Origin of the sequence: Paenibacillus sp. FSL R7-0026, assembly GCF_038004485.1 — a bacterium.
In the GTDB taxonomy this organism is placed as follows: Bacteria; Bacillota; Bacilli; order Paenibacillales; family Paenibacillaceae; genus Paenibacillus; species Paenibacillus xylanexedens_A.
Genome location: NZ_JBBORG010000001.1, coordinates 4,727,859 through 4,745,960, shown reverse-complemented (window position 1 = coordinate 4,745,960; position 18,102 = coordinate 4,727,859). Strand labels below are relative to the sequence as shown.

Annotated in this window: 17 protein-coding genes; 9 read left to right on the top strand and 8 right to left on the bottom strand. The window is 44.0% G+C overall.

Annotated features, from left to right (window positions below; translation table 11 throughout):
* Positions 1-144 precede the first annotated feature (144 nt).
* Positions 145-1,071 (top strand): NADP-dependent oxidoreductase, encoded by a 927-nt coding sequence (locus tag MKY44_RS20870; RefSeq protein ID WP_341008415.1) that lies wholly within the window; start codon positions 145-147, stop codon positions 1,069-1,071.
* Here the strand turns inward: MKY44_RS20870 and MKY44_RS20865 are convergent.
* Complete coding sequence (locus MKY44_RS20865; RefSeq protein ID WP_341009910.1) at positions 1,055-1,690, bottom strand: type 1 glutamine amidotransferase family protein; 636 nt, start codon at positions 1,688-1,690, stop codon at positions 1,055-1,057. The genes MKY44_RS20870 and MKY44_RS20865 overlap by 17 nt on opposite strands.
* Before the next feature lie 200 nt (positions 1,691-1,890).
* Here MKY44_RS20865 and MKY44_RS20860 point away from each other — a divergent pair, with 200 nt between their 5' ends.
* The 4 genes from MKY44_RS20860 to MKY44_RS20845 all read left to right on the top strand — a co-directional run bounded on the left by MKY44_RS20860 (position 1,891) and on the right by MKY44_RS20845 (position 4,895).
* A complete protein-coding gene (locus tag MKY44_RS20860; RefSeq protein WP_341008413.1) occupies positions 1,891-2,628 on the top strand; it encodes a cyclase family protein in 738 nt (245 codons plus the stop codon).
* A 377-nt stretch (positions 2,629-3,005) separates the two neighbouring features.
* Positions 3,006-3,743 carry a UMP kinase gene (gene pyrH / locus MKY44_RS20855; RefSeq protein WP_341008412.1) on the top strand — a complete coding sequence of 246 codons (738 nt, stop codon included), beginning with the start codon at positions 3,006-3,008 and terminating at the stop codon, positions 3,741-3,743.
* 413 nt (positions 3,744-4,156) lie between these two features.
* A complete protein-coding gene (locus MKY44_RS20850; RefSeq protein WP_051447475.1) occupies positions 4,157-4,372 on the top strand; it encodes a hypothetical protein in 216 nt (71 codons plus the stop codon).
* 64 nt (positions 4,373-4,436) lie between these two features.
* Positions 4,437-4,895 carry a GNAT family N-acetyltransferase gene (locus MKY44_RS20845; RefSeq protein WP_076252813.1) on the top strand — a complete coding sequence of 153 codons (459 nt, stop codon included), beginning with the start codon at positions 4,437-4,439 and terminating at the stop codon, positions 4,893-4,895.
* Between the two features lie 265 nt (positions 4,896-5,160).
* On the opposite strand, the gene MKY44_RS20840 is transcribed toward MKY44_RS20845, so the two are convergent.
* Positions 5,161-5,361 carry a hypothetical protein gene (locus tag MKY44_RS20840; protein WP_026080945.1) on the bottom strand — a complete coding sequence of 67 codons (201 nt, stop codon included), beginning with the start codon at positions 5,359-5,361 and terminating at the stop codon, positions 5,161-5,163.
* Between the two features lie 207 nt (positions 5,362-5,568).
* On the opposite strand from MKY44_RS20840, the gene MKY44_RS20835 reads away from it, so the two are divergent.
* The 3 genes from MKY44_RS20835 to MKY44_RS20825 all read left to right on the top strand — a co-directional run bounded on the left by MKY44_RS20835 (position 5,569) and on the right by MKY44_RS20825 (position 8,282).
* Positions 5,569-6,024, top strand: coding sequence for a hypothetical protein (locus MKY44_RS20835; protein ID WP_341008410.1), 456 nt, complete (start codon positions 5,569-5,571; stop codon positions 6,022-6,024).
* A 547-nt stretch (positions 6,025-6,571) separates the two neighbouring features.
* Positions 6,572-7,579 carry an ROK family protein gene (locus MKY44_RS20830; RefSeq protein ID WP_341008408.1) on the top strand — a complete coding sequence of 336 codons (1,008 nt, stop codon included), beginning with the start codon at positions 6,572-6,574 and terminating at the stop codon, positions 7,577-7,579.
* Between the two features lie 61 nt (positions 7,580-7,640).
* Complete coding sequence (locus MKY44_RS20825) at positions 7,641-8,282, top strand: sugar O-acetyltransferase (protein ID WP_341008407.1); 642 nt, start codon at positions 7,641-7,643, stop codon at positions 8,280-8,282.
* 59 nt (positions 8,283-8,341) lie between these two features.
* Here the strand turns inward: MKY44_RS20825 and MKY44_RS20820 are convergent, their stop codons facing one another.
* The 3 genes from MKY44_RS20820 to MKY44_RS20810 all read right to left on the bottom strand — a co-directional run bounded on the left by MKY44_RS20820 (position 8,342) and on the right by MKY44_RS20810 (position 13,226).
* Entirely contained in the window at positions 8,342-10,162 is a 1,821-nt protein-coding gene (locus tag MKY44_RS20820) for an ABC transporter substrate-binding protein (RefSeq protein WP_341008406.1), read from the bottom strand.
* 73 nt (positions 10,163-10,235) lie between these two features.
* Positions 10,236-11,747 carry an ABC transporter permease gene (locus MKY44_RS20815; RefSeq protein ID WP_341008405.1) on the bottom strand — a complete coding sequence of 504 codons (1,512 nt, stop codon included), beginning with the start codon at positions 11,745-11,747 and terminating at the stop codon, positions 10,236-10,238.
* A 36-nt stretch (positions 11,748-11,783) separates the two neighbouring features.
* Positions 11,784-13,226: an ABC transporter permease subunit gene (locus MKY44_RS20810; protein WP_445670660.1), complete on the bottom strand. Its 1,443-nt coding sequence runs from the start codon at positions 13,224-13,226 to the stop codon at positions 11,784-11,786.
* A 151-nt stretch (positions 13,227-13,377) separates the two neighbouring features.
* Between MKY44_RS20810 and MKY44_RS20805 the strand changes: the two genes are divergently transcribed.
* Positions 13,378-15,129: an ABC transporter ATP-binding protein gene (locus tag MKY44_RS20805; protein WP_341009908.1), complete on the top strand. Its 1,752-nt coding sequence runs from the start codon at positions 13,378-13,380 to the stop codon at positions 15,127-15,129.
* A 114-nt stretch (positions 15,130-15,243) separates the two neighbouring features.
* On the opposite strand, the gene MKY44_RS20800 is transcribed toward MKY44_RS20805, so the two are convergent.
* The 3 genes from MKY44_RS20800 to MKY44_RS20790 all read right to left on the bottom strand — a co-directional run bounded on the left by MKY44_RS20800 (position 15,244) and on the right by MKY44_RS20790 (position 18,033).
* Positions 15,244-16,023, bottom strand: coding sequence for a hypothetical protein (locus MKY44_RS20800; RefSeq protein ID WP_341008403.1), 780 nt, complete (start codon positions 16,021-16,023; stop codon positions 15,244-15,246).
* A 116-nt stretch (positions 16,024-16,139) separates the two neighbouring features.
* On the bottom strand, positions 16,140-16,901 hold the full coding sequence (locus MKY44_RS20795; RefSeq protein ID WP_341008401.1) for a LuxR C-terminal-related transcriptional regulator: 762 nt from the start codon (positions 16,899-16,901) through the stop codon (positions 16,140-16,142).
* 67 nt (positions 16,902-16,968) lie between these two features.
* Entirely contained in the window at positions 16,969-18,033 is a 1,065-nt protein-coding gene (locus MKY44_RS20790) for a suppressor of fused domain protein (RefSeq protein ID WP_341008400.1), read from the bottom strand.
* Positions 18,034-18,102: the final 69 nt, after the last annotated feature.

Genomic DNA, 18,102 nt, shown 5'->3' with positions numbered 1-18,102 from the left:
TCGATATTATATCACGATTGTTGAACGGGCTTGTGAATCCCAGATTGCTGTCAATTTTGAATGAATAGGTCAAGTGATCGCTGGGAAAGGGTAATGAAGGGAGAGAGAGTATAACGATAATCAATGGAAAGGCTGGGATTTCTAATGAAAGCAATTGTGATTGAGGAATTTGGTGGAGCGGAACAATTGAAGGAACAGGAAGTAGCCAAGCCAACATGTGGAGTGAATCAGGTATTAATCCAAACGTATGCCACGTCGGTGAATCCGGTAGACTTCAAAATCAGACAAGGTGATATGAAAGAAGCAGCGGAGAATTTTCCGTTAATTCTGGGCGGCGATGTTGCCGGTATTGTGGCTGAAGCAGGTTCAAATGTCACGAGGTTCAGAGAAGGTGATCGGGTATTTGCGCGTCCGCGTCAATTCGGAACCTATGCAGAATATGTTGCTGTTGATGCGGATATTATTGCCCGTATACCGGAGCAACTGAGTTTCGAGGAAGCAGCAGCGATCCCGCTAGCGGCGATGACGGCATGGCAGGCACTTGTGGATCACGGACATTTAGGCAAAGGACAGAAGGTACTTATTCATGCTGGTGCAGGTGGTGTGGGAACGTATGCCATTCAGATTGCCAAGTCCCTCGGCGCTGAAGTGGCTTCCACGGCGAGTGAATCAAACGAAGCGTTGCTTCGTTCGTTGGGTGTGGATCATTTTATCAATTATAAAAAAGAAGATTTCTCGGAGATTCTCTCCGGTTATGATGTTGTGCTGGACACCATGGGCGGTGATATTCAGCGCGACAGCTTCAAGGTGTTGAAGTCCGGCGGGCATCTGGTATCCTTGGTGGAACAACCGGATGAGAAACTTGCCAAGGAAGCTGGAGTAACGGCCAATGTCTTCATGATGGAGCCCAAAGGGGATCAACTGGATCAGTTGGCTGAACTGGCTGCGGAAGGCAAGCTCAAATCGGTTATTGATGGAACGTACCCGCTAACTCAACAGGGAGTAAGGGAAGCACATGAGAAGAGTGAAACCCATCATACCCGCGGGAAACTGGTTATTCAGGTGCAATAGAATTCATTAACTCGTAGAAGTATTTGGACTCATGAGTCTGATATAGATTGTACCAGGCCTGTAAGGTTTCTGGTGTATAGACATTCAACAGCTTCAACACATGCATTGTAAATTCTAACGGAGCTATTCCAGATGCAGTAACTAGATTTCCATCGGTTACTGCAGGCTCCGTTACATAATAGGTTTCTCCAGTATAATCTGGGCATATCATCTTCAGGTATTCTAAATCATTGCTTGTATGCTGTCTGGAATCCAGTATCCCTATTTTTGCAAGTGCAACTGTCGCACCGCAAATCGCCGCAATAACCGTACCCTCTTCTATAGAGGCAGCAACTTTTTTCAATAGGGGATCATGGATGGTGTCCATCCAGGTGTTTCCTCCTGGCAGAATGATGAGGTCGTCACCTTTCAATGTACATTCATCAATAGAAATATGAGGAAGGATGTTCACTCCTCCCATGGTAGTTACCGGATGTTTATCCACGCCTACGGTTATGACCTGTAAAGGCTTGATCTCTTTCCTGAAATACCTTCCCGAGTTCAATTCAGCAGTTAGATATCCTACCTCCCAGTCTGCCATCGTATCAAATACATATAGATATACGTTCTTCGTTTGCATCATACATGCTCCTTTTGTTTTCATGATTGAATGGATTACTCTTGTATTATAAATAAACTTCACTGACAACTACGGTCAGTGAAGTTTTTAAATTTGAAAATTAGCAGCCCTAAGAACCAATATAGGGACTGCTCCCCAATTGCAGTGGAATAAGATATAATAGGAGAAATTTATTCCATTTTGTGCATGAGGTGATAAGGATGTCCAACGAACTCATTCAAGCCATTCAATTGTTAAAAGAAAAGAAATGGGTGGATCTGACCCATACGTTTGGACCGGACTCTCCACATTTTTCAGCTTTTGAGGCAGCACAATTCGATACACTGTTTGATCACGATCAAGGTTTCTTTGCCCAGAGCTTCAAGTTCCCGGGTCAATACGGGACACATCTTGATGCGCCGATCCACTTCGTTCGGGATACCCGGTATCTGGATGAGCTGGGCTTGAAAGAGCTTGTGCTCCCGCTTGTGGTCATTGACCAGTCCGCCGAAGTAGAGAACAATCCGGATTTCACACTGGATGTGGAGCATATTCTTGCATTTGAAAGAGAGCATGGCGTGATTGAAGCGGGAAGTTTCGTAGCCTTACGTACCGATTGGAGCAAACGCTGGCCTAACCATGAAGCATTTGATAACAAGGATGCGGAGGGCAACAGTCATGCGCCTGGATGGTCCGTTAGTGCGCTCATGTTTTTATTTGAGGAGAGAAAAGTACAAGCCATTGGACATGAAACCTTCGACACGGATTCGGCCGTGGATTATCAGAAGAATGGAGCACTTCTGGCAGAATATTATGTACTCGCCCAGGATACATATCAAGTTGAGCTGTTAACAAACCTGGATCAGGTGCCGGCCAAGGGCGCTGTTATTTTCAATATTGTACCCAAAGCGGAGAAAGCTTCTGGTTTTCCAGTCCGGTCTTTTGCCATTTTGCCGTAAAACGGGGGAGATCAAAATCTATAAGATAAATAAGGCACAGAACTCAGAATGATACTCAAGCAGACAGCCGGCTAAATAGCCGGCTGTTTTCAGTTAAGCTAACGGGCAGGATAGTGGCAAGGTAGCTCTTTGATACGGCTCATCGTAAATCATTCTATAACTTTTTGAAATTGCTTGCAGATTTAATATTGATGGTAATTGCAATTTAGCCTCACGTAATGTAAAATTACTTAACGGAAAAACATGGAAGGGGTGGGGGTATGAGGTGGAAAAGTAAGACTTATATTCAGTCGGCTTGTGTAATTTCATATTTCCATTCCATTAGGACACTAAAGCATTTATTGCTTTAGTGTTTTTATTTTATGGGGGTGTATTAATTGTCAAGGTATAAAAGAGTTCTCGTTAAGCTAAGTGGCGGAGCAGTAGCCGGAAACTCTGAATTTGGTTTTGAGCCGGAAAGATTGGACCAAATCGCTGATGAAATTATGTCAATAGTAAACTTAGGAGTTGAAGTATCATTAGTTATTGGTGGGGGTAATATTTTTCGAGGTAATATGGCGGAAAGCTGGGGGATAGAGAGGGCAGAAGCTGACAACATTGGAACACTTGCGACTGTAGTAAATAGTTTAATGCTTCGTGGAGTTCTTAAAGCCAAGACCAAAAAGGAAGTACGGGTAATGACCGCTATACCTATTACTTCAGTTGCAGAACCATACATCCGTCTAAAAGCAATTCACCACCTAGAAAAAGGTTATGTTGTAATTTTTGCAGGAGGGAACGGTCAACCTTACGTTACAACAGACTATCCTTCAGTACAAAGAGCCATCGAGGTTAATTGTGACGCTTTATTAGTTGCAAAGCAAGGTGTTGATGGTGTTCTTAATGCAGACCCTAAATTTGATAAAAATGCAAAGAAATTTCGTTCGCTTCATTACAACGACGTTTTAGAACACAACTTAAAGGTAATGGACCAATCAGCTTTCATTTTGGCAAGAGACTACAATTTGCCAATGCATGTGTTTAACTTCGATAAACCAGGTTCGATGAAAGAAATCTGTGAGGGTAAGAATAATGGTACGATAATTAGTGGCGAATCAATTTTAGAGTTGGAATGAAGTATGTTAGAAATACTACTCTTCCTTGATTTAGCGGAACGATAGTTCCACAAAAGAGAAGTTCTATTCAAAATCCCACTCGGCCATGGAGTGGGATTTTGTTTATGTTGATATGTATATCTTGTGATTAAAAGATACTTTATGTTTTGATTCATTACGGTGATCCGTATCATAGGTAGAAGTACAGAACGTTACACTAACGGGAAACGATAGCTCAATAAATCCAACAAAGCATCTGACCAACGTGATCGGCTGCTTTTGTTCAACTAACGGGCAGAATAGTTGAAAAAGGTATTTTAATTTAAACCTCGAATATTTAATGTAATCGGATAGCTAAAAATTTGATGATAAACAGGACTTAGATACGATGATAAAGGTTAGGAGTATTTTGGAGAACTAAGAATCTTGAAGTTATAAAAAAAGGTACAGTCTTTATCGAGAATGACAGTTATTTTCCAACAGAACAACAAGTGATGTTAAATTTCCAAGTACATAATCTAAACGAGACTATGAAGCATCTTGAACAGATTAGTGTACTTCTTGCAAAGAAAAAAGAGATTAGTGAATTTGGAAAGTTTATTTTGAATGAAGTTCCTGAAGGTCGACTGGTCGAGCTTTGGGAGAAATAACGGCATTAATTTTAAGATTAGAACAGGTATTCCATAATTTATATTATATATAAGGGGTAAGTGTATGCAGATTAGAGCTTTTCAAGAGTCCGATAAAGATTTCATTGTAAGTCTGGCTTTACGATTTATGGACTTTGAGCTGATGAGCTGGCGTGATCCAGACAAAATGGAAGAATCACAGCTCAGCCTAGCCCAAGAATCAGTAGACAATCTTTCTCCTGGTACGGAGATTTTTGTGGCGGAAGATGAAACAGGAGAGCTACTGGGTTTCCTTGAAGTACAGCCGCATAAAGATAAATTGAACGATATAGAACAAGGCTATATTGTGGCGATTGCGGTTTCTCCACAAGGAGAAGGAAAAGGGGTCGGCAAGGGACTCATGACCAAAGCAGAAGAGTGGTCAAAGCAAAAAGGCTATCGACAGCTTATACTGAATGTCTTTAACAATAACCTTCGTGCCGTAAATTTCTATAAGCATTTAAATTATGAAATTGAAGTTGTGAAGATGGTAAAAGAGCTATAGAGACCCTTACTTATAAGCTAACGGGAAACGTTAGTTCATAAAGCACGGGGCAGACTGCAGGATGGCAGGCTGCTCTTTTTTCATTTAGCTAACTGGCAAGAGGCAAGTAAGCTTATGAGGAACCAAGTTCAGCTAGGATTTGATTTATTTAGAAGCATAAATGTGTGCTTTGGCAAACTTATGGGTTAAGTCACAACTAATGAATTCTAAATAATTCACTTATGTAAATAGCAAGGGAGGCGTATTCCGCCTCCTTTTTATGTTGTTACTTTTGATCCGAGTGAGGATCTTGATTAAATCTTTGAGAGATTTTTTTCTCTGTTTTCTTACGCCGTATCCAGCGCTTGAGTATGCCTTCTTCTTTGCGTTCTTGCAGTGTTTCCTTCAAACCTTGAATCATAAATTCCGATCTTCGTCTGTCATCCCGACTAATCTCGCGTAATTCCTTAATAAATTTGTCGTCCATATCTGCCTCTCGCTTATTCAGGATAATCCCATTATACCGAACGTACGTTCTTTTATCAAGTTTTTCCATTACGAATGATTTTCGAGATCTATATAGTGAAAAGAAGCACAGGAACAATACGTGGCATGTGTGAGAATGGTACTAAAGGGCTTGAGCATAATCGTCCATATATGAGATTGAGAAACGAGAGAACGGAAGGAGAAATTCATGATGAAGCAGCGTATAGGCAGATCGTGGTTACTCATGTTGATGCATGGAATGCTGGGGATTGGGGCGATTGTTGGAGGCGTCATTTTAATCATCGACCCATCCGGAAGTATGGTGAATTTGCCCGCATCTTTGTTGGAGAATTCTCCGTTTTCCAGTTTTTTGTTCCCGGGGATCATCCTAGTGCTGGTTCTTGGCGTGATGCCTACAATGATTGCTATTTCGCTCATCCGCTACGTTCATTGGGGGCTGGGTGAGAGACTGAATCTCTATCCTGACCGCTATTGGGCTTGGACTTTTTCCTTGTACACGGGGTTTGCTCTCATCATCTGGATTATGGCGCAGGTGTACTGGATTCAGGATGTCTCTATCATTCACTTGGTCTATTTTGCATGGGGATTGGGTATTCAAGTTGTGACCTTATTGCCCGGGGTACAGCGAATCTATTCGAAATAAACTGCTTGTATATTGAACAAACGGCTGCCGAAAGAATCGTTGAATGATTCTTTCGGCAGTTATTTTTTATAAGCATCGAGATAATACGTGTTGTTGTAGTCATGTTGTCCACATGTTCCTTGGACTGAAAAGGGCTCGGATAAATCTAAATCATATTGACAAAGAACCATTATTCTCGCATACTTACGTAATATACTTTATAAAGCTTGTTTATTAACTAAAGAAATAGTCACATGTGGTAAGTATCGCAAAATCATAATCCGCATGAAACAGGGAGGTAAGTATGGATGGTCTACGTTATTATGGCAGTTATAATTTGGGCAGGTACCTATGCAAGTATGGCCTTGTCAAATCAGCCGATGGAAGTGAAACCTGTGAAATCGATGGATGATTTGTTTGAGTGAACAAAGTAGCTCTGCCGATTTCGATCCATTGCCAGCACGATGGAACTCATGTGTTCGGGTAAGGCATTATGTTATGATATGGTGTGAAATGCATCCATACCATTGCTTTGGCTCAATTGAACCAGAGTAGAAACGAGAGGGTTATGAAAAAAGCCAATGCTACAATGATGAAATACATCAATCTGAATAATGTGCGTGAAGTCATGCAGCAGCTCGAGACGGCGACCAAACCGCAATTAGCTTCACTCACCAATCTTAGTGTTGTGACCATTAATGCCCTGATCCAGGAATTATGTGATGGCGGAGAGTTGTTCCAGGATAAAGTGGTTCCCTCTAACGGCGGTCGTCCTGCTCAGGCATATCGATATAATTATAACTTCAAGCTTGCTTTGGTTCTTTACATCAAAGAGATGAAAGGCCAGGAGTTGATTTCGGCAACGGTCATGAATCTGGAGAATAAGGTTGTGTTGAAGGAAGAGAGCATTTTGCCTGCTTTCGATAAACAGCATGTGCTGCAACTTATCGCGCGTTTCGTTACGGAGTACCCCGCCATTGATATGATCGGCATCGGTATTCCGGGGCAAGCCGTAGATGGGGACATCACGGTGAGCAGTCATGAAGAGCTTATCCACTCACATCTGATACGGGAGATCGAGAGCGAGTTCCAACTGAACGTTCTCGTGGAGAATGATGTTAATGCAGCGATTAGCGGATACTGTACACAGCATGCGGATATGAAGGAACAGAGTGTAGCGGGAATTTATTTTCCGAACCGATACCCGCCGGGTATGGGCATGATGTTGAATGGACAGATGATCCGTGGGAAAAACGGGATGTTTGGTGAGATCAAGTATCTTCCTTATTCACCTGATTGGAAACGTGACATGAGCAAAGATGATTTTGTAGTACAGGTATGTCATATCTTGCAAACGATTAATGCTGTTGTTGCTCCGCACCAGATTGTTATTTATCAGGAACGTGTGGAGAGAGAAGAACTTGATTTGGCGTGGAAACAGTACGGGAAGGATCACCCCATGCCGTCGTTGCCCGAGATCGTACATCAGGATTCGTTCCAACATGATTTTGATGCTGGGTTACGAGGAATGGTGCTTCAGGCATTGAAGTCAGGCATTCTATCAGAAGCCTTATAACCCACAGTTCATGTCTGTGGCTTTTATTTTATAAGCTAACTCTTGTAAAGGAGGATTCATAATGCGTGAAGAAGAGAGAATCATGAAGGGCGTATTGTTCAGTCCAAGTGATCCGGAATTAAAAGCCATCAAAAGGCGAGCCCATAATCTCAGTCAGCGTTACAGTCAGACCTTTGAAGAACAGACTGAGGAAAGGAATCAGATATTACAACAGTTACTGGGGCAGATCGGTGAAGGTGGATTCATGCAAGGTCCCATCTTTTTTCATTATGGTGTGCATACCCGGATAGGCGAGCATTTCTTCGGTAATTACAATCTGACGATACAAGACGACGCGCAAGTGACGATCGGGGACTATACCAGTTTTGGACCCAACGTTACGATTGTTACCCCCACTCATCCCATGATTGCCAGCGAACGAAGACAGATGATGGACCAGAATGGTGATGTGAAGTCGCTATGTTATGCCAAACCGGTCACGATTGGTAACGATGTATGGATCTCGGCAAACGTTACAGTATGCGGGGGCGTAACGATTGGAGACGGCTGTGTGATCGGAGCAGGTAGCGTGGTGACGCGTGATATTCCACCGCATTCTTTTGCAGCAGGCGTACCGTGCAAAGTTATTCGCAAAATTACTGATGCGGACAGCATGCGAAATTATCCCGATGTTCTGGCAGATTGCCGTGTGCTGGAAGAATAAAAAGGCTGCCATCAGGATCAAATAGATGATCCTGGTGACAACCTTTTTTTGTTATGCGTTTACTTGGAGGCGTTGTAGTTACTCAAGAATTCTTTTACTTTTGCAGGATCAGCTTTCAATTCATTCCCGGTCTGAACGAGCGGGCTTACTGTAGAGTATGCTTTGAGTTTGTTGTTCTTGTAGAAACTCAAAATCTCATCCTGATTAATGGAGTACAGCACGGCTTTTCTCAGATCACTGCTCTTGGCGACTTCACGATTGGCCGTATTGAACAACAGATAGGAGACAGCGTTACTTGGCAGACTTTGCAGTTTCAGTTTGCTGTCATTTTCGATGATGTCATACTTGGTTTCAGGTACACCGTAGTATAAGTGAATTTCACTGCTGCGAAGAGCAGAGAGGGCGCTGTCTGCATCCGCGATGAATCGGACGTTAACCTGAGCAATTTTTGGCTCATCTTCCGTGCCTTTACGGTAACCCGGATTTTTTAAGAATACACCTTCATAGTCATTTTTATAAGACAAAATATAAGGTCCGCTAGTATAAAGGGTGTTATTGTATGCTGCGCCTTCAGTCACCGTGTTCTGGTCACCGTAAGGAATATCTTTGTTGACGTCAAAGGAAGCTACATCATATGTGTTGATGCTCTCCACCTGTTTTTTGGACACGATACCCGCAGATTGGTGAGCCAAATAGTTCAGTACTTGCGGGAAAGGTTCAGTTGTTGTCAGTTTAACGACCTGATATTTACCTGCGCTATTATCTGCTTTGGTTTTGTCCGTCACGAGTTCTGTAATTTTGCTGCCCAATCCTTGTTCCAATGCTTCGAGGATTGTGCCGTTACCGCTGGATTGTTTGATGGATTGCAATGCACTCAGATCCGTTACAACCTCAGCTTCTTTGATGTGTTCATGCAGACTGTATGTCCGGTGATCCGGAACGGAATCTTTATTTTTAGCACGATCCAGGGAGAAGATCACATCATCTGCACCGACACGTTCTCCTGTATCTACAGCTTTTTTGTTATCAATCTTCGCAAAGTTGATATCGTCTCTGAGAATGAAGTAGTAGTCCGAATTACCTTCAGCAATACTGAAGTTATGGGACAGTGATCCATCTGCTGTCAGCTGATCATCATCTGTCAAGTTAACGAGACGTACATACATATTGGTATTCAACTGGTTGATGGAGCCGTCGTTTCCTTTGATTGGATCAAGGGAAGTCAGTACGGATGCACTTTGCGTCAGAATCAACGGGTCTGTGGCATTTTTGGAGCTGTCCTTGAACTCAATCGGTTCCCAAGCCATGGCGCGGGATTTGGAGAGACGAACGGTGTCGACATTCAGAATGTCTTTGTTCACAGCCTGACTTTTCAGGGAAATGTACAAAGGAGCGATATACGCCTGATCCGTTACCAAGCGATCTTCCAATTGTTTGTACGTGTCTTTGTACTCATCTGGAGTTTGAGTAGCTGCCTGATCGATGAGTTTATCAAGTTCCCCATCTGCAAGGATACTGTAATCTCCACCTGTTTTGAAAAGGGAACGCACTGCATAATCGGGATTTCCCGTTACCGTTGTCCAGCTGGACAAGGCAATGTCATAATTCCCTGCATCCTGCTGGGATTTGAAGCTACCGTAATCCGGCTGCAGGTTCAGCTTCACATTGAAGCCGTTTTTAGTCAGCTGGTCGCGGACAATGTTTACATCATTTTCGGAAGAACTCATGGCGAGCAGTTCAATGTCAGCCGGTTTTTGTGCAGTTTCTGTTGTGTCCGCTGGTGCGGTCTCCGCCTGGGATTCGGTTTTCGTTTTTACACTGCAGCCGGAAATCACAATGACGAGAATTAATAGCAATGAGATCAGTGTACGTTTTTTCATGGGATTACCCTCCATATCTTGAATGTGTGATGTGTGAATTCTTTTTTCTATATCGTTCATTTCAACAACTCATTTAGGCCTTCTCCAGCTTGGGATCAAGCGCATCACGTAGACCGTCACCGAGAAAGTTAAACGAAAGAACCAGCAGAATAATAGCCAAGCCTGGATAAACCGCCAGATAAGAGTGGGTTTCCAGGTATGTACTGCCGAGCTTCAGAATGTTACCCCATTCCGGAATATGCGGCTCCACGCCGAGCCCCAGATAACTCAAACTGCTGGTAGCGATAACAGCTCCACCAATCGTGAGTGTGGATTTGATAATCATGGGCGCAAGGGAGTTGGGAATAATGTGTTTGAAAATAATCGTACGATTGTTGTACCCCAGTGCACGTGCAGCTTCCACAAATTCAAAAGTAGATACATAGAGCACACTGGCTCTCATGGTACGGGCATACGTTGGAATCGAACCCAGACTCAGCGCCAGAATGAGATTGACCGTATTGGCTCCAAACGCCGCAATAATGGCAATGGCGAGCAGAATCCCTGGAATCGCATAGAGAATATCGAGCAGCCGCATGATGATGTTATCCGTATGCCTTCCGTAGAAACCGGAGAATGCTCCGAGGACTCCACCGATCAACACAGGAATGATGGTCGACATGCAACCTACGATCAAGGAGATCCGGGCACCAAATACAATCCGGGAAAATAAACATCGTCCGAAGTCGTCCGTTCCCAACGGATACGCAAGGGAAGGGGGTTGAAGCAGAGCGGAGTAGTTATTTTCCACAGCCATGCTGTAATCAAAGGTAAAGAAGCTGCAAATCGATATCGAGAACAGAAAAATGATAAAAAACAAACCGGACATGGCAGTCATATTTGGAGCAAGTCGCTCCCACAGATCATTCCAGAAGTTTGATTTTTGTTTCCCCTGTCTGCGAATGCGTCCAATAATGGAAATGCCGAGCAATAGGGCAAATACATTACCTGTGATTGAGGTCAGAATCAGTATTACACTGACACCTATCATCCAGCGAGGGAGGATAGAGGTCGCGTTATATCGGGATACGATAATCAGTACGACCAGGTCGATGACCAGAATAAATATGAGCACCGCCATGGCCGGAAGAAAGTTGTCAGCCACATAGGGTTTGAAAACATTTAACGCGGATACACCGATGACGAACAGCTGAGTTAACAGCATATACACCGCAAAGGTGTACTCCACATTCCTGGCTTTTCGAATCAGATGAAAGGCTGCCGTTACGATAAATATATTGCCAGAAATGATGGCAAGTAGCTGAACCCAGGCTAACCTGCGGGTCAAAGTAGAGATCGTACTCGTACGGATCAAGTCTTTTCGAATCCGAAGGGTGATGACACTTTGGACCAGTGTGAAGAATACATAGATCCCAAGTATCGTTAGCAGAAATGGTTTGAACGTCTGCCCGCTCCAGTCATAACTGTTGAATAGCAGCAAGGCAGTCAAGAGAAGGGACGTGATCCAGGCGAAGCTGGCCTGACTGTATTCTCGAGAAGACTTAAGCCGGAAACGCATTTCTTGTGTTAAGGACGAGTTTGTCATAATACACCTGCTTTAAGAGGTAGTTCAACACACACTTTAATATTGTTTCATCTTGGAGCGCACTCTTGGATCAATAAAAGCGTACAGCAGATCAACCGCTACATTGATAATGGAGATCGTAATTGCTGTGTAGATTACTCCGCCCATGATACTCGGAATATCGGGGATAAATTGCTTATCCACAATATAGCTACCGAGACCGCTGATATTAAACACTTTCTCCGTCACTGCTGCCCCGCCAAGCATGGCTCCGAATTGAAGTCCAACCACCGTTACGATTGGAATCAATGCATTACGTACAGCGTGTTTCAGCATGACCTGACGTTCGCTTAACCCCTTGGCGCGGGCGGTCATCACATAATCCTCATGAATGACTTCCAGTGTAGAAGACCGGGTCATCCGTGCCACCGCAGCCGTTAGTCCCGTGCCCAGCACAATGGTTGGCATAATGATCGACAGCCAGTTCTGCGGGTTGAAGGTGGCGGGAAGCCACTGCAATTTGATCGAAAAGTTCAGAATGAAAATAAGTCCTTGCCAGAAATTTGGGATCGATAATCCAATCAGAGCGATGAACATAAACGTATAATCGAACCATGAATTAGGCTTAATCGCTGAGATAATACCGATGGGTAATGCAATGACGAGTGCTAACAGCAGGGAGATGACCGCCAGCGTCAATGTAATTGGAAACTTTCTTGCAATCGTTGCTGTGACATCTTCATTTCCTGCAAAAGACTTGCCAAGATCGAAGAGAGCAACTCCCTTAATATTGTTCCAAAGCTGTGTAAGATAAGGCTGATCCAAGCCATACACCTGATTGAATGCTGCAATCTGTTCCTGCGTTGCTGTCTCTCCGAGAATGTTAGCTGCCGGGTTGAACGGAGACAGATACAAAATCGTAAATACGAGTGTTGCTACGCCCAGAATGACAAATACCGTCATCAGTATTCTTTCAAATATGTACTTTAGATAAGGATTTCCATACAAAAAGAGGATGCCATACATCAGACAGCCAGGAATAATCGATATCGCGAAAAACCACGGTTTGTCGATAAGGGTGTGGAATGTATCGGCCATCGTAAGACGTTGACTTCCCTGTTCCTGAAGTATGCGAGACGTCCGCTCCTTCAACTCTTTCTGAACCGTTTCTTCCAACCATTCCTCTGTTTGACGTCTGAATTCTTCCTCACTGACCTGTTGCTGGAAAAAACGGTGTTTGCGACGCAGCTGTTCTTCCACTTCCAACTTCAGCTTGTTCCGGTAGGAAGAAGCAAGCAGTTCTTGCTCAGCCGTCTGCCTGGCAGCTACCCAGGCGTCATTTTTTCGATTCGAACGCCATATTAGAAACACGACCAGATTGATCGGTAATCCAAGAATGAACAGAACATATCGGTAGGAAGGATGAAGCAGCATTTTGCCATAAATGAAACTTAAATTGTGCACCAACCGCGAGAGTCTGCTGCCTTCTGCAAGATTCAAACCAAGCGTGCCTCCTTTCATTCAGGTTTAAATTGCATTATTCCGATTGATATAGTATATATTATTTAGGGTCTAAACAATTGTCAAGGAATTAAATGGTATACATATGAGATGAGTGAATGTGAAAAAACGGATGAGAGCTGGTGATGACATGGAACCTTTACTGAAAGTTAATGATCTATCTGTCTCTTTTCACTCCGGAGAGAGTGAGTTTCAGGCAGTGCGAGAAGTGAGTTTTGAAGTGCGAAAAGGCGAGACGCTGGGCATTGTAGGCGAATCGGGCAGCGGAAAAAGCGTAACCGCACGTTCCATTATGAGGCTGCTTGCATCGCCGCCTTCACAGATGAAAAAGGGAGAGATTCTATTTAAAGGGGTCGACCTGGCCAATAAAACGCAGAAAGAGATGGAGAGCATTCGTGGGCGTGATATTGGTATGATCTTTCAGGACCCGATGAGTTCTCTTAATCCGACCATTAAAGTGGGTAAACAGATCTCCGAAAGTCTGATCAAACACCAGAAGGTGTCCAAAAGGGAAGCCAAGAAACAGGCGATTGCCATGATGGAGCGGGTGGGGATAACTCGTAGTGAAATACGCTACAACCAATATCCACACGAATTCTCCGGAGGCATGCGTCAGCGGGTCATGATTGGTATTGCACTTGCTTGTCGTCCTGAATTGCTCATTGCCGATGAGCCGACAACCGCACTGGACGTTACGATTCAGGCACAAATTCTTAATTTGATGAAAGATATGCAGGACCAACTGGGCACATCTATTATCCTGATTACGCATGATTTGGGCGTAGTAGCGGGCATGTGTGATCGGGTTGTTGTTATGAAAGAAGGACAGATTGTGGAAACCGGGACTACAACAGAGATTTTTGCTAATCCCAAACACCCGTATACGATTAGACTTCTGAATGCATTACCACGATTGGATCAGAAGAAAAAGCCAAAACCGGTATCGTTGGTCCCGAGAGATCTGGAAGACGATCAGCCGTTGCTTGAGGTGAAATCACTCAGACAACATTTTAATCTGGGCAAAGGTAGCACCTTAAAGGCTGTTAATGATATCAGTTTTCATATTCGTCAAGGAGAGACGCTCGGCGTTGTAGGGGAATCCGGTAGCGGAAAATCAACCACGGGCCGTGCCATTCTACGATTGCATGAGCCAACGGGTGGAGATGTACTGTTTAAGGGAGTTCCGCTTAATCGTCTGTCGGCTTCGGAGATGAAAACGATGCGCAGACATATGCAGATCATCTTCCAAGACCCCTATGCATCTCTGAATCCCAAAATGAGGATTATGGATATCATTGGAGAAGCCCTTGATATTCATCAACTTGCAGGTACAGCATCTCAGAGGGAGAAGCGTGTGGAGGAATTGCTGGAGATGGTGGGTCTTGATCCCACCCATGCGCAGCGTTATCCACATGAATTCTCGGGTGGACAGAGACAGCGGATCGGTATTGCACGAGCTCTGGCTGTGGAACCGGAATTCATCGTATGTGATGAGCCATTGTCTGCACTGGATGTATCGATACAGGCTCAGATCGTACAGCTACTTGAAGAGTTGCAGCAACGATTAGGTTTGACGTATCTCTTCATCGCGCATGACTTGTCCATGGTCAAACATATCAGTGACCGAGTGGCTGTCATGTATAACGGGAAAATTGTGGAGTTGGCTGAGAGTGAAGAACTCTATTCCAACCCGCAACATGCCTATACCAAGGCATTACTGTCTGCTATTCCTGTGCCTGATCCGGCGGTAGAAGCGAAGAAAAAGAGACATGTTGTCAAAGAAACAGCTAGAGAAAATGTTGAAGTAGAGGACCGTTATAATCTGGAACATTCCAAGTGGGTAGAAGTCACGGAAGGGCACTGGGTAGCCATATCTAGTTAGATAGTGCAACATATAGTCTTTTTCAACGACAAAAGAACCCCGACGATGATCTCCTTAGATCGTTATCGGGGTTGAGTTATATGTTCTTCGTATAATGGCAGTAATCAAAAGCGATTATTTGAATTGAACCGATTTTTTGATGGTATCAATCTCGGCTTTGGTCTTATCATCCATGTAAGTGAAGATGAAGTTGAAAGCATATCCTTCAATAATTGTACTATAGTAATCTTGAGTAACGGTTGAACCGTCACCTGGATCCATCGTGATTTGCATTAGATCCATCTCTTTTCCACCGATGGTTTCCGTTGTCATTTCCTTATAATCGTAAGGGAACTGGCTATCCACCATGAATTTTTTGGTTGCTTCCAGGTAGTCTTTACCTGTACGGATGCCTTGCAACAAGCTTACTTTCTCAGCAATGGCCATAGCGGAAGGGCCAACTTGACCTCCGTCCAATGGGTACTTTGAAGCCATAAGCAGATTCAATGTTTTGGTCTGAGACAGTTCAATTTGTTTTTTCTTTGTTTCATCATCACCAGCAATCGCTTCGGATGAAGCACTTGTCAGCTCATTCATACCTGCAGCATCCTGGAACTCCCAAGCTTCCGGGAATTTCAGAGATACGCCGAAATAGTCATTGGTGTAAGAACCTTTTTCCGTAGTGCCCAGTTCAACGTCTTGGGAATTATCAGTTTCCTTGGACTCTTCGCTTGCTGGTTCTGTGTTCTCTGTTTCTTCTGTATTCGCTTTATTAGAATCAGTTCCAGTTGTTGTTTCTGTCGGGGTAGGCTCTTCTGTTGCGGCTGTGTTATCTGCTTTGTCACCGCAAGCGGCTGCAACCAGCATAATCATGATAAGCATGGCGAATAAAGAAGCTTTTTTTGGAATTGTCATATTACCCTCCTGAAATGTGTGTGTGTGTTTGTTTTTCTCTCTCTACATGTTGCCTGCTTCCTAAATTGTAGCACAAACGTTCCCATATACTACCTATAGGAATCTATAGGGGTCTTCTATACATAAGACATTCGGCTGGCAATTGAAACAGCTTCTGTGCTGGATTGCACACCTAATTTGTTAAAAATCACTTTTTTGTGATGATTCACGGTGCATTCCTTGATCTTTAATTTCAAAGCAATGGCTTTTACCGTGAGGCCTCCGGCTATCATCTCCAGAATGGTTAACTGACGCTCGGTGAACTCCACCGCCGGTTTGTCGCACGCTTCAGCAGTCTGTTGACTCTGATAACAGTTCTGCATGTACGCTGGAATTAGCTTGGCAATGGCAATCAGTTCACCTTGCATATCTGTATTAATGGTGGACACATCCAGATAACCTACATGTTGCGATCCCATGAACAAAGGTGCGGCGTAACAATGCCAGCTTTGAAAAAAAGGACTTTCATGCTGCTCGGGCAGCAGCACTACAGGCTCGTTGCTGTCCATCGTTACAGATATGGCGTTAACTCCACAGCTCTGTGCAGTGAAGAACATGCCCGGACGAATGGGGGAATGTTCTACTACAGTTTTAAGATCTGAACTGTAATTCATCGAGAGGAGCACACCGTTGGTATCGGCGAGTAGAAAAAGATAAGTGCCCGTTAAATTCTCTTGGATAACCGAGATACTGTTCTGGAATGCATGAATCAGGAAATGATTGATTTTATGAAGCCTGTCCAGACTGGATTTTGGTAAATAGTCGAACGGAGCCGTTCCTGCTGCATGCGAACAAGTCGGGGACTCTTCGTGTCTTGTAGAAAATCTAATGGCAGGCATGTTGTTCCTCCTTGCTGCACAGTCGTTAAATAGAAAGGTAGTTCCTATATCGAACTTGAGAATGTTCTCATCCAATCGTTTGAATGACGTGTCCTTCCTGGTCCTTGATTTCTGTTCTAACAATCTGAACGAGAATATGATCCAATGAAGTTATCTCGAATGTCCCTTCAACCGGACGAAGGTTCTCTGCCAGCTCATTAACAATTTGTTTGTTCACCGTCAGGGTAACTTGTCTGTCCGATTCCAATACGGCTGGCTGTTCACCTGCTTCGAACAGAATATTAGTCTCCGGTCCGATCAAGGATAGAGAGGCACCTTTCGAAATTCGGCTACGAAGGATGGTACCAACTAATACGGCTTGTTTGGCTCCAAGCTGGAGTTTGGCCGGAACCGATTTTTGCAGCAATTTTTTGCGAGGAGACTCCCAAGCCAGTTGTTGTATGAATAAAAACGCTGTGCTGGACCCGTCCTGTTCTATTCCATGCTCAACTGCTTGTATAACCGAAGGAATATCTGCGTACGAATTTCTCATCAGATCCGTCACATATTTGGGCATGAACATGGAGGAGGCAGACAGGAATCCACGAGCATTCCAGCTTTGAATCATTTCCAGTTCCCGACCTGTAATGCCTACCATCTGAATAAATTGCACTGAACCATTAGGCGTAGAGATTGCGGGTAGATCCGGGTCTTCTATAAAGGAGAGCGCAGTCAGCAAAGTATCGGATTCCAGACAGATGGGGCCATTGGCGTCCATGTAATCTCCTGGCTGAAAGATATTTCCGCTGTTGAACACGTAACGCCCTACATTCTGTAGCAGATTCAGCGCCCAGGCTGGCGGAGCAGTCTCTGCTTCACTGCGTGTAAGGCGAAAGGTGAGCTCAAAACCATACCCGCTCTTGGACGCATCCTGCATCTCTTTTTCATATAATTCAGAGAAACCGTAGGTAACAAAATGCCAGTGAGGCATAGGTGTGTTCACCTCATAAACGCTAATGCCATCGAGTGGATCGGGACCTCCGAGCATATACGGAAGGGCAGTGCCATAGTGTTTTGGCTCTTGTTCCCCATACAATTCACGCATGGTTTGATCAATCGCATCCCAACCGGATGTGTTATCTTCCTGAGTCATTATTGAATCCTCCTAGACTGTTCTTTCCCCCGAAAAACATTTAAAATTAAGTCTACCTGTTACAGAAAC

Coding starts and splice junctions, on each gene's coding strand:
- MKY44_RS20870 (WP_341008415.1), top strand. CDS start 145: ATGAAAGCAATTGTGATTGAGGAATTTGGTGGAGCGGAACAATTGAAG.
- MKY44_RS20865 (WP_341009910.1), bottom strand. CDS start 1,690: ATGCAAACGAAGAACGTATATCTATATGTATTTGATACGATGGCAGAC.
- MKY44_RS20860 (WP_341008413.1), top strand. CDS start 1,891: ATGTCCAACGAACTCATTCAAGCCATTCAATTGTTAAAAGAAAAGAAA.
- MKY44_RS20845 (WP_076252813.1), top strand. CDS start 4,437: ATGCAGATTAGAGCTTTTCAAGAGTCCGATAAAGATTTCATTGTAAGT.
- MKY44_RS20840 (WP_026080945.1), bottom strand. CDS start 5,361: ATGGACGACAAATTTATTAAGGAATTACGCGAGATTAGTCGGGATGAC.
- MKY44_RS20835 (WP_341008410.1), top strand. CDS start 5,569: ATGATGAAGCAGCGTATAGGCAGATCGTGGTTACTCATGTTGATGCAT.
- MKY44_RS20830 (WP_341008408.1), top strand. CDS start 6,572: ATGAAAAAAGCCAATGCTACAATGATGAAATACATCAATCTGAATAAT.
- MKY44_RS20825 (WP_341008407.1), top strand. CDS start 7,641: ATGCGTGAAGAAGAGAGAATCATGAAGGGCGTATTGTTCAGTCCAAGT.
- MKY44_RS20820 (WP_341008406.1), bottom strand. CDS start 10,162: ATGAAAAAACGTACACTGATCTCATTGCTATTAATTCTCGTCATTGTG.
- MKY44_RS20815 (WP_341008405.1), bottom strand. CDS start 11,747: ATGACAAACTCGTCCTTAACACAAGAAATGCGTTTCCGGCTTAAGTCT.
- MKY44_RS20805 (WP_341009908.1), top strand. CDS start 13,378: ATGGAACCTTTACTGAAAGTTAATGATCTATCTGTCTCTTTTCACTCC.
- MKY44_RS20800 (WP_341008403.1), bottom strand. CDS start 16,023: ATGACAATTCCAAAAAAAGCTTCTTTATTCGCCATGCTTATCATGATT.
- MKY44_RS20795 (WP_341008401.1), bottom strand. CDS start 16,901: ATGCCTGCCATTAGATTTTCTACAAGACACGAAGAGTCCCCGACTTGT.
- MKY44_RS20790 (WP_341008400.1), bottom strand. CDS start 18,033: ATGACTCAGGAAGATAACACATCCGGTTGGGATGCGATTGATCAAACC.